Source organism: Actinoallomurus purpureus (assembly GCF_024055795.1).
In the GTDB taxonomy this organism is placed as follows: Bacteria; Actinomycetota; Actinomycetes; order Streptosporangiales; family Streptosporangiaceae; genus Actinoallomurus; species Actinoallomurus purpureus.
The window spans coordinates 124,227-136,349 of the sequence record NZ_JAMXMY010000012.1 but is presented as its reverse complement, the minus strand read 5'-3'; the positions used below and the strand labels follow the sequence as shown (position 1 = coordinate 136,349).

The 12,123-nt window shown below is 71.9% G+C and carries 13 protein-coding genes; 10 read left to right on the top strand and 3 right to left on the bottom strand.

Annotated elements, in window-relative coordinates; genetic code table 11:
- The first annotated feature begins 29 nt into the window (after positions 1 to 29).
- Both NE236_RS22945 and NE236_RS22940 read left to right on the top strand, forming a co-directional pair.
- The gene (locus NE236_RS22945) at positions 30 to 425 is read left to right on the top strand and encodes a MarR family winged helix-turn-helix transcriptional regulator (RefSeq protein ID WP_252844123.1); all 396 of its coding nucleotides are present in this window, start codon (positions 30 to 32) and stop codon (positions 423 to 425) included.
- A 96-nt stretch (positions 426 to 521) separates the two neighbouring features.
- Positions 522 to 1,505 carry a hypothetical protein gene (locus tag NE236_RS22940; RefSeq protein ID WP_252844122.1) on the top strand — a complete coding sequence of 328 codons (984 nt, stop codon included), beginning with the start codon at positions 522 to 524 and terminating at the stop codon, positions 1,503 to 1,505.
- On the opposite strand, the gene NE236_RS22935 is transcribed toward NE236_RS22940, so the two are convergent.
- A complete protein-coding gene (locus tag NE236_RS22935) occupies positions 1,506 to 1,838 on the bottom strand; it encodes a mycothiol transferase (protein ID WP_252844121.1) in 333 nt (110 codons plus the stop codon).
- A gap of 26 nt (positions 1,839 to 1,864) precedes the next feature.
- On the opposite strand from NE236_RS22935, the gene NE236_RS22930 reads away from it, so the two are divergent.
- The 4 genes from NE236_RS22930 to NE236_RS22915 all read left to right on the top strand — a co-directional run bounded on the left by NE236_RS22930 (position 1,865) and on the right by NE236_RS22915 (position 4,806).
- Positions 1,865 to 2,821 (top strand): GlxA family transcriptional regulator, encoded by a 957-nt coding sequence (locus NE236_RS22930; protein ID WP_252844120.1) that lies wholly within the window; start codon positions 1,865 to 1,867, stop codon positions 2,819 to 2,821.
- Positions 2,818 to 3,417, top strand: coding sequence for a DJ-1/PfpI family protein (locus tag NE236_RS22925; RefSeq protein ID WP_252844119.1), 600 nt, complete (start codon positions 2,818 to 2,820; stop codon positions 3,415 to 3,417). Before NE236_RS22930 ends, NE236_RS22925 begins: the two co-directional genes overlap by 4 nt.
- 360 nt (positions 3,418 to 3,777) lie before the next feature.
- The gene (locus tag NE236_RS22920) at positions 3,778 to 4,653 is read left to right on the top strand and encodes a helix-turn-helix domain-containing protein (RefSeq protein ID WP_252844118.1); all 876 of its coding nucleotides are present in this window, start codon (positions 3,778 to 3,780) and stop codon (positions 4,651 to 4,653) included.
- Between the two features lie 18 nt (positions 4,654 to 4,671).
- Positions 4,672 to 4,806: a DUF397 domain-containing protein gene (locus NE236_RS22915; RefSeq protein ID WP_252844117.1), complete on the top strand. Its 135-nt coding sequence runs from the start codon at positions 4,672 to 4,674 to the stop codon at positions 4,804 to 4,806.
- Between the two features lie 128 nt (positions 4,807 to 4,934).
- Here NE236_RS22915 and NE236_RS22910 read toward each other — a convergent pair whose 3' ends face one another.
- A complete protein-coding gene (locus NE236_RS22910; protein ID WP_252844116.1) occupies positions 4,935 to 6,383 on the bottom strand; it encodes an MFS transporter in 1,449 nt (482 codons plus the stop codon).
- 77 nt (positions 6,384 to 6,460) lie between these two features.
- On the opposite strand from NE236_RS22910, the gene NE236_RS22905 reads away from it, so the two are divergent.
- From NE236_RS22905 to NE236_RS22890, 4 genes are all read left to right on the top strand, one after another.
- Positions 6,461 to 6,949 carry a MarR family winged helix-turn-helix transcriptional regulator gene (locus NE236_RS22905; RefSeq protein WP_252844115.1) on the top strand — a complete coding sequence of 163 codons (489 nt, stop codon included), beginning with the start codon at positions 6,461 to 6,463 and terminating at the stop codon, positions 6,947 to 6,949.
- 54 nt (positions 6,950 to 7,003) lie between these two features.
- A complete protein-coding gene (selA, locus tag NE236_RS22900; RefSeq protein WP_252844114.1) occupies positions 7,004 to 8,308 on the top strand; it encodes an L-seryl-tRNA(Sec) selenium transferase in 1,305 nt (434 codons plus the stop codon).
- Positions 8,299 to 10,029: a selenocysteine-specific translation elongation factor gene (gene selB / locus NE236_RS44580; RefSeq protein WP_252844113.1), complete on the top strand. Its 1,731-nt coding sequence runs from the start codon at positions 8,299 to 8,301 to the stop codon at positions 10,027 to 10,029. The genes selA and selB overlap by 10 nt, the downstream gene beginning before the upstream one ends.
- 100 nt (positions 10,030 to 10,129) lie before the next feature.
- Positions 10,130 to 11,320 (top strand): RtcB family protein, encoded by a 1,191-nt coding sequence (locus tag NE236_RS22890; protein ID WP_252844112.1) that lies wholly within the window; start codon positions 10,130 to 10,132, stop codon positions 11,318 to 11,320.
- Positions 11,321 to 11,559: 239 nt separating this feature from the next.
- Here NE236_RS22890 and NE236_RS22885 read toward each other — a convergent pair whose 3' ends face one another.
- The gene (locus tag NE236_RS22885) at positions 11,560 to 12,051 is read right to left on the bottom strand and encodes a hypothetical protein (RefSeq protein WP_252844111.1); all 492 of its coding nucleotides are present in this window, start codon (positions 12,049 to 12,051) and stop codon (positions 11,560 to 11,562) included.
- Positions 12,052 to 12,123: the final 72 nt, after the last annotated feature.

Sequence of the window (12,123 nt, the reverse complement as noted above, 5' to 3'; positions counted from 1 at the left end):
TTCTGTGCGAGCATGTTATGGTCCGCGGCATGACGGAGACGGGCGAGACGGAGCTCGTACGACGCTGGCGTGACCTCCTGGCCTGCTACAGCACGGTCTCCTGCGCACTCGATCGCGCTCTGCAGGAGGCCCACGGCATCGGCATGAGCGAGTTCGAGGTGCTCGATCGGCTGGTCGACGCCTCGGCCGATCAGATCCGGATGCACGATCTCGGCGACACCATGTACCTCAGCCAGAGCGCGCTCTCGCGCACGGTGGCCCGTCTCGACCGGGACGGCCTGGTCGAGCGCAGCATGTGCGCCGACGATCGGCGCGCCTGCTTCGTGAGGCTCACCGCCGCCGGGCGCGAGCGCCACGCGCGGGCCCGCACGACGCAGCGCAGCGTCCTCGGCGAGCACTTCTCGGCGGAGCCGGCCCGGGTCTGACACCCCCCGATCCGCGCGGGCGTAGCATCGGGAGGACCATCCTCCCATCACCCCCGCGCCGCGCCCCGCGACCACAGGGGCGACGGCAGGAGAGCCGTGCACGACGGACCCCGCCACCCCGCGCCTTCCCCGCAGCCACACGTCACCGCTCCCGGACGTGAGCTCCACGCCCTCGGCTTCGCCGACGACCCGATCGCCCGGCCGCTGACCTACCCCGGGCGCCGGGCACCCGGGTCCGGCCTCCTGGTCGACGGATGCTTCCTGATCCTGCGCGCGGTTCCCCCTCCGCCCGTTCCCGAGCCGGCGACTCGGCCGCGCGGCGCTGCGGACCGCTCCGCCGGCCCCGCCCCCGGAGCCGCGACTCCGCCGGCCGCGCGCACGCCCCCGGGGCGCTGGATCCTGGACGCGTCGGCGGTGCCACCCCACGTGTTCGGCGGGCCGGCGGTCCCGCTCGACGAGGCACTGAGAACCTGCGGACGCCCGGTCATGGCCGACCGCAGGCCGGTGCTGGCCGTCGGGTCGAACGCCTCACCGGCCCAGATCGTCAGGAAGCTCGCGGGGCGGGTGCGCACGGTCGTCCCGATGACATACGCCCGCGTCACCGGGGTGACCGCCGGTGCCTCCGCGCACGTCAGCGGGCCGGGATACGTCCCGGCGGTCCCCGTGCTCGACCCGGGCGCGAGCGCCGAGCTCGTGGTCCTGTGGCTCGACGGCGAGCAGCTGGCCGCCGTGGACCGAACGGAGCCGAACTATCACCGGGCGGAGCTGCCCGCGTCGGTGACCGTCTCACTTCCCGGCCTGGGTGCGCTGCGCTGTCACCTGTACGCCGGGCGCCACGGATGCCTGATCGACGCCGGCGGCGTCCCGGTCCGCCCGGCCGGGCAGCGCGAGTTGCTGGCCGGCCTGCTCGCGGCGTCCCCTGGCCTGGCCCGGCTGATCGGCGCCCGTACCCCGGAGGAGTTCGTCGCCCGTACCCGCTCCGACCCCCGCCTGCGCGACGGCGTACGCCGCCTGTGGCGGCAGGAGGGCCGGGTGCTGGACCAGCCGGAGCTCACGGCCGGACGGATCACGGCGGACTGATCACTCGCCGACCGCTCCGTCGATCAGCTCGCGGACGACGTCGAGTTGCCCGACGTGCCGCGCGCACTCCTGCAGGAGGTGGAACAGGATGCGGCTCAGCGCCGGGCGGACCGCCGGTGGCGGGAACCGGCCGCCGCCGGACGCCACATCGGTCAGCCGCGCCGCCGCGACGATCCGCCGCGACCGCCGGCACTGATCGAGGAAGAACGCCGTGACGTCCTCGACGGTCTCGCCGTCGGCGACGTGCCACCGGCCGTCGGGCCCGTCGTCGCGCGGAGCAGGCGCCCCGGCCGCGCATGGCGTGATCCGTGGGATGCATGTCGTTGACGCCATCGGGCGGCACCGGCGAGCCTGGGGACATGGACACCCCCCAGATCGGCTTCGTCGTCTTCGACGGCTTCCAGCCGTTGGACCTCGTCGGGCCGCATGAGGTGTTCGGCAACGCCGGATATCGATCCCGGATCATCGCCCCGCGGGCCGGTCTCGTACGCTCGCGGAGCGCCCTTCCCGTCCATGCGGAGTACGGCGTGGACGACGTCGATCCCGCCGGCGTCGACACGCTCGTCGTGGTGGGCGGCGCGGGCGTCGACGAGGCGCGACGGGACGAGGCTCTGGTCGGCTGGATCGCCGCGGCCGGGGCCGCCGCCCGCCGGGTCACCTCCGTCTGCAGCGGCGTGTTCCTGCTGGCGGCGGCGGGCCTGCTGCGCGGGCGGCGGGTGACGACGCACTGGAAACGCCGCGATCAGCTCGCCGCCGAGCACCCGGAACTGACCGTCGACTGCGATCCGATCTTCATCCGCGACGGCAGGTTCTGGACGTCCGCGGGGGTGACCGCCGGCATGGATCTGGCGCTCGCGCTGGTGGAGGAGGACCTCGGCCGGGACATCGCCCACGAGGTGGCCCGCGAACTGGTCATGTTCCTGCGAAGACCCGGAAGCCAGTCGCAGTTCAGCGTTCCGCTGTGGTCGGCGCGGCCGTCGAGTGATCCGATCCGCATCGTCGTGGACGCGGTCCACGCGGTCCCCGGCGCACGCCACGGCATCGAGGATCTGGCGGCGAGGGCCGGTCTGAGCCCCCGTCACCTGCAACGCCGGTTCACCGCGGAACTCGGTGTGCCGCCGGCGGCGTACGTCGAACGGGTCCGCGTCGAGGCGGCGCGTCGCGCGCTGGCCGAGGGCGACGATCCGGTCGAGGCCATCGCCCGGACGTGCGGCTTCGGCACCGCCGAGACGCTGCGCCGGGCCTTCCACCGGCACGTCGGCGTTCCGCCGTCCGACTACCGGGACCGTTTCCGATCAACGAAGGAGTACGCGTGACCACCTATGGACTGCTGGTGTTCGACGGTGCGGAGGAACTGGACTTCGTCGGGCCATGGGAGGTCTTCACCGCCTCCTCCATGCTCCGTGAGGGTGCCGACACGGCGGTGACCATCGCCGAGAGGGCCGGGCCGGTGCGCTGCAACAAGGGGCTCCGCGTACTGGCCGACCACTCCTTCGGCGACCACCCGCCCCTCGACGTCCTGCTGGTGCCGGGCGGTCAGGGCACCCGGCGCGAGGTGTCCAACCCGATTCTGATCGACTGGATCAGGCGGTCCGACGCCTCCTGGATCACGAGCGTGTGCACGGGGGCGCTGCTCCTCCACGAGGCGGGACACGCTCGTGGCCGTAGGGTGGCGACGCATCACGCCTTCGAGGACACGCTGGAGGCGCGCGGTGACGTCACGGTCGTGCGCGACGCGCGCTACGTCGTCGACGGGAACCTCGTCACCAGTCAGGGCGTCTCGGCCGGCATCGACATGGCTCTGTGGCTCGTCGGCCGCCTCCACGGCAGGGAGCACGCCCGGTCCGTTCGCAGGTACATCCAGTACGAACCCGCCCCGCCGTACCTCGCCGATGAGCCGGCCGGCGCCTGACCGGCCCGAGCGCGGCCCCCGGCGCGGAAGCCGGGGGCCGCGCCGCGCGGAACGGCCTTCGATCTGGACCTCCTTACCGGAGAATGTGGTCAGTGTCACAAGGGCCCGGGACTCCCCGTCGGTCCGATTGTCAGCTGCTATGTATGCGGAGGGTCCGGTGTGCGCGGAAGTGGGAGGTGGGGAAACCAGGAACCGGGGCGCCCCGGCGGTCCGTCCGCTAAGGTATATTGCGTCGCAAGTTTCACTAAACGGTGTGACGACGATTTCTTGACACCATTACGGCCGACCTCTATAACGGTTATGCCAAGGTAGTAGCGCTGGGCCGGGGAAAGTTCGTCGGCCCGGCTGGGGAGGATCAAGGTGCCCGGGCCCGTAAGTGGCACGGTTCGTAACCGCAGACTGGCCACGGAGCTGCGCCGCCTCCGCGAGAGAGCCGAACTGACCGGCGATGACGTGGCCGACCGTCTTGGATGGTCGGCGTCCAAGGTCAGCCGTATCGAGAACGCCCGTCAAGCCCCCCGTCTGGGAGACGTGAGGAGCTTGCTGGACCTCTACGGTGTCGATGGCTCCTACCGCGAACAGCTTCTCCAGCTCGCGCGGGACGCCGTCCGCAAAGGGTGGTGGGAGGCGTACTCCGACGCACTTCCCGAGCTCTATGCATCGTATATCGGCCTGGAGATGGAGGCGGAGGAGATCCGCCAGTGGGAGACCGAGGTCGTGCCCGGCCTGCTGCAGACGGAGGCGTACGCCTCGGCCGTCGAGCAGTGGTCGCGTTCGTTCGAGATGACCCCGCCGAGCCGGGTCGACGCGCGCGTGGAGACGCGGCTGACGCGCCAGTCCGTGCTCACCCGCGAAGCGCCGCTGCGGCTGTCCATCGTCCTCGACGAGTCCACCCTGCTGCGCCGGTACGGCGACGTGAACGTCATGCGCGCGCAGCTGGAGCGCCTTCTCGAGCTCGCCGAGCTGCCGAACATCACCCTCCAAGTGCTTCCACTTGATGGTCCCCATCCGACCGCTACGGGGTCCTTCACGCTTCTGCAGTTTCCGCAAGTCGGCGGAATTAAATTCCACGATGTCATCTATATAGAACACCTAAACGGGTGTTCGTATCTCGAAGAAGAGACCGAAACCTACCGGCATAGGCTCAGTTTCGAACGACTCAGTGCAGAGGCGCTCGGGCCTGCGGAATCCATGGAGCTGATCTCCAGGATCGCCCGGGATGCGTGGATTTCATGACGAGAGGAGGTGAGACTGATGGAGGAAGTAATCCAGCATCCCGGCGTCATCTGGCGCAAAGGATCTCGGAGCATGGCCAATGGCGCGTGCGTCGAGGTCGCGGCGGTGCCGTCGACCATGCCGGAAGACGGCTCGATCCGTACGGCGGAGTGATGCCACAACTGAAGAACGATGAATAAGTCGAATCGCTCACAATAGCAGATATTGTGGGCGATTGTGCGTGAAATAGCGGTCCACTTCCTTCGCGATGCCGCGGAGGAAGTGGACTCTTCGGTAACGGCTCAGGACGTCTGCAGTGCCTCGATCGAGTGCGCGACCGGCCTGTGCCGGACGCCGTGCAGGACCGCGACCGCCGCCGCGAGACCCGCGCCGATCGTCACGATCACGAAGCACAGGACGTACGCGTGCTCGGTCGGGACTCCCGGCGATCGCGGGATCGTCTGACCCGTCAGCACGGCGGCGGTCACCGCGCCGGAGATGCTGCCGCCCGCCGTCCGGACGAGCGAGTTGATCCCGCTGGCGATGCCGCTCTGGTCCATCGGCACGTGCTGCACCGCGAGGGTGCCCAGGGCCGCGTACGCGACGCCGAAGCCGATCCCCTGAACGGCGCTGAAGCCCAGGAGGTCGAACACGTGGCCGTGCGAGAGGGCCAGCCAGAGGTAGCTCAGCCCGGCGAACGCCGATCCGACGGCCAGGGCGTACGCCGCGCCGATCCGCGCCGCGATCCGCCCGGACAGCGCCGAGAAGACGAACATGGTGAACGTGCTGGGCAGCATGTACAGGCCCACGTCCAGTACGGAGCCGCCGAGGCCGTAGCCGATCGCCTTGGGGGTCTGCACGAAGTTCGCGATGAGGGTGAACGCCGCGAACATCGCGAAGCCCAGCAGAAGCGAGGCGGTGTTCGCCGACAGCGACTGACGGCCGACCAGGAGGTTCAGCCGGACCAGCGGCTGGGCGACGCGAAGCTCGATGAGGACCCAGATCGCCGACAGCACCACCGTCGCGCCGAACAGGCCGAGCACGCCGGTCGAGGTCCAGCCCCAGTCGTTGCCCTCACTGATCGCCAGGAGCAGGCAGACGAGCAGACCGGCCAGGAACACCGCGCCGAGGAGGTCGGGGCGGCCCCCGGTGCGTACCCCGACGTCGCGCGCGCTCAGCGACACGAGGACGAGTCCGACGGCGGCCAGGGCGGTGGCGATCCAGAACTCCGGGCGATAGCTCGTGGTCCGGTCGGCGATCAGTCCAGTGACGATCATGCCGATGCTGCCGCCGACGCCCATGGTCGCGCTGACGATCCCGATGCCCGAGGTGACCTTCTCGCGGGGAAAGGTGTCCCGGATCATGCCGATGGCCAGCGGGATCAGGGCGGACGAGGTGCCCTGCAGCGCGCGCCCGGCGACCAGCACGGCCAGCGAGTTCGACAGCGCGCAGATCGCGGAGCCGACCACCAGTAGCCCCATCGTGATCAAGATCATGTTCTTCTTCCCGTACATGTCGCCCAGGCGCGACAGCAGGGGAGTGGCCACCGCGCCGGCCAGCAGTGAGGCGGTGAATACCCAGGTCACCGAGGTCACGGACGCGTGAAAGTGGCGCATCAGCGCGGGCAGTAGGGGGATCACCAGCGTCTGCTGCACCGACGCGACCATGCCGGCGGTGGCGAGGGCCAAGAGCGTCAAGCCGGTGTGCGTCCTCGTCCCACTGTCGCGTGGCGGCCCGGCGACGTCGACCATCGGGTTCTCCTTCGGTTGGTATCCGTCGGAGGATCTTACTTACTTAAGTTAAGCAATCAATCGGTATTCTGGATGCCATGCCTCGACCGGACGACATGGCCGAACTCGAACGGGCCCTCACCCGGATCTCCCACATGCTCACGCGCGCCAAGCAGCACGACCGCACCGTCGAGGAGGCCGGTGTCGCCGTCGACCGCGCGAGCGCGCCCTTGCTGCGCGCCCTGGCCGACGCGTCCGGGCCGCTGCGGCTGGGGGAGCTGGCCGAACGCCTCGCGGTGGAGGCGCCGCACGTGACACGCCAGGTCCAGCGGCTGGAGCGCACCGGCTTCGTCGAACGCGTGCCGGATCCGGACGACCGTCGGGCCCAGCGCGTGCGGATCACCGCCCGGGGCGCCGACGCGGTCGAGTGCATCCGCGCGGTGGGGCGGCGCTGGATGTCCGAGGCGCTCACCGAGTGGTCCGACGAGGACCGTCACAGCCTGGCCGCGCTCTGCCATCGGATGGTCGACGACTTCGAGCGCTCCGAGGCCGAACGCCGGGAGTCCGGCAGGGCGCGCCCGGTGTGAATCACCAGGACGGGGGACATGGCACCCGGGGACGCCCGGTCGTAGGTTTCTGACATGGACTCTCGACGCCGGGTGCCGCGTACGGACGCCGTGCTCGCCGACCCGCGCCTCACGGAGGCGACCCTCCGGCTGGGGCGCGGCATCGTGAAGTCCGCCGTCGCGGCGGCGCAGGAGCGTGCGCGTCGCGGTGAGATCGCCGCCGAGGGTGTCGCCGACGCGGCCGTGGCGTCGCTGCCGCCGCACGCCACGACGCTGCGACCCGTGATCAACGCGACGGGCGTCCTCCTGCACACGAATCTGGGCCGTGCCCCGCTGTCGGCGGCCGCCCGGGAGGCGGTGCTCGCCGCCGCCGGCTGCACCGACGTCGAGTACGACCTGCTCACCGGGCACCGGAGCCGGCGCGGCGGCGGCACCCTCGCCGCCCTGGCGGAGGCGTGCCCGGCGGCCGAGGCGGTCCACATCGTGAACAACAATGCCGCAGCCCTCGTGCTGGCCGCCACCGCCCTCGCACGCGACCGGGAGATCGTGATCAGCCGCGGCGAGATGGTGGAGATCGGGGACGGCTTCCGCCTCCCCGACCTGCTCGTCTCCACCGGCGCGCGGCTGCGCGAGGTCGGCACCACCAACCGCACGACCGCCGCCGACTACGAGGCCGCGCTCGGCCCGGACACCGGTTTCGTGCTCAAGGTCCATCCCTCCAACTTCCGCATCGAGGGGTTCACCGCCCAGGCGCCGGTCCGCGAGCTCGCCCGGCTCGGCGTCCCGGTCGTCGTCGACATCGGCTCCGGCCTGCTCGCCCCCGAGCCCGTCCTGCCCGAGGAACCCGACGCCGCCACGGTCCTGAGGGAGGGCGCCGACCTCGTCACCGCCAGCGGCGACAAGCTGCTCGGCGGTCCGCAGGCCGGCCTGATGCTGGGCCGGGCCGACCTGATCGAACGCCTGCGGCGCCATCCTCTGGCCCGCGCCCTGCGCGTCGACAAGCTCACGCTCGCGGCGCTGGAGGCCACCGTCCGCGGCCCGCGGACGCCCACCGCGCACGCCCTGCACGCCGACCCCCGCCTCCTGCGGCAGCGGGCCGAGCGCCTCGCCGAGCGGCTCGCCGAACACGACGCCCTCGCCGTCGGATCGACCGCCCGGGTCGGCGGCGGCGGCGCACCCGGTGTCGAGCTGCCGAGCGCGGCCGTCGGCCTCCCCGCGTCGTACGCCGATCCGCTCCGGCGCGCCGGGATCGTCGGCCGGCTGGAGTCCGGCCGCCTGCTCGTCGACCTGCGCACCCTTCCGTCCGACCTCGACGACGCCGAGCTGGCCCGGCGGATCGAGCGGGCGGTCGCGGCGGGGGAGGGGCACCTGTGCAGGTGATCGCCACCGCCGGCCACGTCGACCACGGCAAGTCGACGCTCGTACGGGCGCTGACCGGGATGGAGCCCGACCGCTGGGCCGAGGAGCGCCGCCGCGGCATGACCATCGGACTCGGCTACGCCTGGACGACGCTCCCGTCGGGAGAGCGGATCGCGTTCGTCGACGTGCCCGGCCACGAGCGGTTCGTCACCACGATGCTCGCCGGCGTCGGGCCGGCGCCCGCCGTGATGTTCGTGGTCGCCGCCGACGAGGGCTGGATGCCCCAGTCCGCCGAGCATCTCGCGGCGATCGACGCCCTCGGCGTCCGCCACGGCCTGCTCGTCGTCACCCGCGCCGACCTCGCCGACCCCGGCGCCGCCCGCGACCAGGCGGCGGCGGAGATCGCCCGCACCGGCCTGGGACGGGTCGAGGCGGTCACCGTGAGCGGCACCACCGGCGCGGGCCTGCCCGCCCTGCGCGAGGCCCTCGATCGGCTGGTGGCACGGCTGCCCCCGCCCGATGCCACGGCGCCCGTGCGGGTCTGGGTCGACCGGGCGTTCACGATCAAGGGCAGCGGCACGGTGGTCACCGGCACCCTGCCCGCCGGGACGATCCGCGTCGGCGCCGAACTCGGTCTCGACGGCCGCCCGGTGCGGGTCCGGGCCCTGCAGACGCTCAAGGAGGCCGCCGACACCGTGTCCGCCGTCGCCCGCGTCGCGATCAACCTGCGCGGTGTCGGCCGAGACGAGGTCGCCCGCGGCATGGCGCTGACGAGCGACGAGTGGACGGTCACCGATGTCGTCGACGCGCGCGTCCACGGGGTGGAGGCCCGGACGCTGCCACGGGAGCCGGTGCTGCACATCGGCTCCGCCGCCGTTTCCGTACGCCTGCGTCCCCTGGGGGAGGACACCGCGCGGCTCGTGCTCACCCGGCCACTGCCCCTGCACATCGGCGACCGCGCGCTGCTGCGCGACCCCGGCGCCCGCCGCGTCGCGGGGGTCACCGTGCTCGACGTACGGCCCCCGGCGCTGCGGCGGCGGGGAGCCGCCGCCGACCGCGCCCGCGAACTGGCGGCCGGAACCCCCGATGCCGGGGCGCTGCTCCGCCGGTACGGGCTCATCCGGGCGCGCGAGCTGTTCGCCATGGGCATCACCGCCGACGCCGAGCCGGTCGCCGGGGACTGGCTCGCTGACCCGGAGCACTGGGCGGCGCTGCGCCACCGGCTGGCCGAGGAGGTGCGGTCTCACGACGCCGCCGAACCACTCGACGCGGGGCTTCCTGTGGAGGCGGCGCGGGCCCTGCTGGAGCTGCCCGACCGGCGGCTGGTCGACGCGCTCGCCCACCCCACGCTGCGGTTGGAGGCCGGCAGGGTCCGGGGACCGGCCTCGGCCGGCCTGCCGGCACCGGTGGCCGACGCGCTGCGACGGCTGCGCGAGGAGCTGAAGAAGGATCGGTTCCACGCCCCGGAGGCGGACCGGCTCGCGGAGCTGGGTCTTACGGGCCGCGCCCTGGCCGCGGCGGTGCGCGCGGGCCTGCTCCTGAAGATCGCCGACGGCGTCGTCCTGCTGCCTGGCGCGGACGACGAGGCCGTCCGTGTGCTGGCCGGGCTGCCGCAGCCGTTCACCGCGAGCGAGGCGCGCCGCGCGCTGGGCACCAGCCGGCGCGTGGCGATCCCGCTGCTGGAGCACCTCGACCGACGTGGCCTCACCGAACGCAGCGGGGATCGCCGCCGCGTCCGCTGAGCGGCGCACACCCGTCACCGAACATTAAATGGGTTGAACCGGGCACGCCCTGTCTGGCGTCATAGACCCGGCTCACCGACGATCTGGAGAGGAGATGGTGATGCCGTACACGATGAAGGGCGGCCACGTTCCGATCCGGATGTGGACCGACCCCGCGGACGTCGAGTCGGTCGCGCTCGACCAGCTGCGCAACGTGTCGAGCCTGCCGTGGGTGCACGGCGTCGCGGTCATGCCCGACGTCCACTACGGGAAGGGCGCGACGGTCGGCTCGGTGATCGCGATGCGGGACGCCGTGGCCCCGGCCGCGGTCGGCGTGGATATCGGCTGCGGGATGACCGCGGTCAAGTCCAGCCTCACCGTGGCGGACCTGCCGGACGACCTCAGCCGTCTGCGGGCGAAGATCGAGAAGGCGGTGCCGGTCGGGCGCGGGGCGCACAAGGATCCCGTCGACCCGTCGGCCGTTCCCGGGCTGAAGGAACGCGGCTGGTACGAGTTCTGGAAGCGTTACGACGAGCTGGCGCCGGTCGCGCGGTCCCGCCGGGGGAAGGCGACCTCGCAGCTGGGCACGCTCGGCTCGGGCAACCACTTCCTGGAGGTCTGCGCCGACGACGAGGGCTCGGTCTGGATCGTGCTGCACTCCGGCTCGCGCAACATCGGCAAGGAGCTGGCGGAGCACCACATCGAGGCCGCGATGCGCCTGCCGCACAACCAGGACCTGCCCGACCGCGACCTGGCGGTCTTCATCAACGGCACGCGCAAGATGGAGGAGTATCGCCGGGACCTGTTCTGGGCGCAGGACTACGCCCGGCGCAACCGTGCCGTGATGATGGCCCTGACGCAGAACGTCGTCACGAGGTTCTTCGCCGGGAAGCGGGTCCGCTGGGACGACGTCATCTCCTGCCACCACAACTACGTGGCCGAGGAGGTCTACGACGGCGTCGAGCTGCTCGTCACCCGCAAGGGCGCGATCCGCGCGGGCGACGGTGACCTCGGGATCATCCCGGGTTCGATGGCGACCGGCACGTACATCGTGCGCGGCCTGGGGAACGAGAATGCCTTCAACTCCGCGTCGCACGGCGCGGGCCGGAGGATGAGCCGCAACCAGGCGAAGCGGTCGTTCACCGTCGACGACCTGATCGAGCAGACCAGGGGCGTCGAGTGCCGGAAGGACCCCGGCGTGATCGACGAGATCCCGGGGGCGTACAAGGACATCGAGTCGGTGATCGAGGCGCAGTCCGACCTCGTGGAGGTCGTCGCCCACCTGCGCCAGCTGATCTGCGTGAAGGGCTGACGGAACGCCCGCCGGGCCGCATGGCCCGGCGGGCGTCTCAGGCTCACCAGGAGCCGTTGAGCCGTCCCCGCCGTGGAGGTGGGGACGGCTCCGGCGTGCTCACGGCGGTGTCCGCCTCGTCGCCGGCGTCGCGGTCGGCTCGTTACTCACCGGCCGCGTATCGCCGGCCGGCCCCCTATCGGGAGGCCGTTCCGAGCCTCTCGCTCGCTCGGCGGCTCGCCGCTCGCATCCCGCTGGTCTCAGTCCAGGAAGGGCTTGAAACCGCCGACCTTGAGCCTCGAGCTCGGGTTCTCGGCATGCCACCGAACCGGCGCGAACTTCCCGCCGTGGTGCGGGATCTTGACCAGGACGTACGCCGGACGGACGGTGTGCTTGCCCCTGGTCGTGTAGGTCAGGTGGAACACCGCCTCGTTCTTCGGCCCGACCAGCGCCTTGCCCGGGGCGCCCACGAAATCGCCGATGACCTTGAAATGCTTGTCGAGCACTTCGACCTCAGGCCGGCCGCTGAGAAGGCAGGTCTTCTTGCCCTTCGTGCTGATCGACAGCGGCTGGTCGACCTTCTTGCCCACGACGTAGCCGTGGGCGAACGCGAGGACCAGTCGGTCCTTGACGACCGAGCAGGCGCCCGGCTTGGTCGTCGGGGAGACGGCGGCCTGCGCCGCGGACGCGAGACCGGCGGCGGCGATGGCGCCGGCGACCCCGGCGACCGCGAGGGTGGTGCTGAGCTTCACCTGGGTGACTCTCACTCTCCGTTTGAGACGGCTCCCGCTGGGCGCGGGAGGGACGGGCACCCCGTCCGGTCA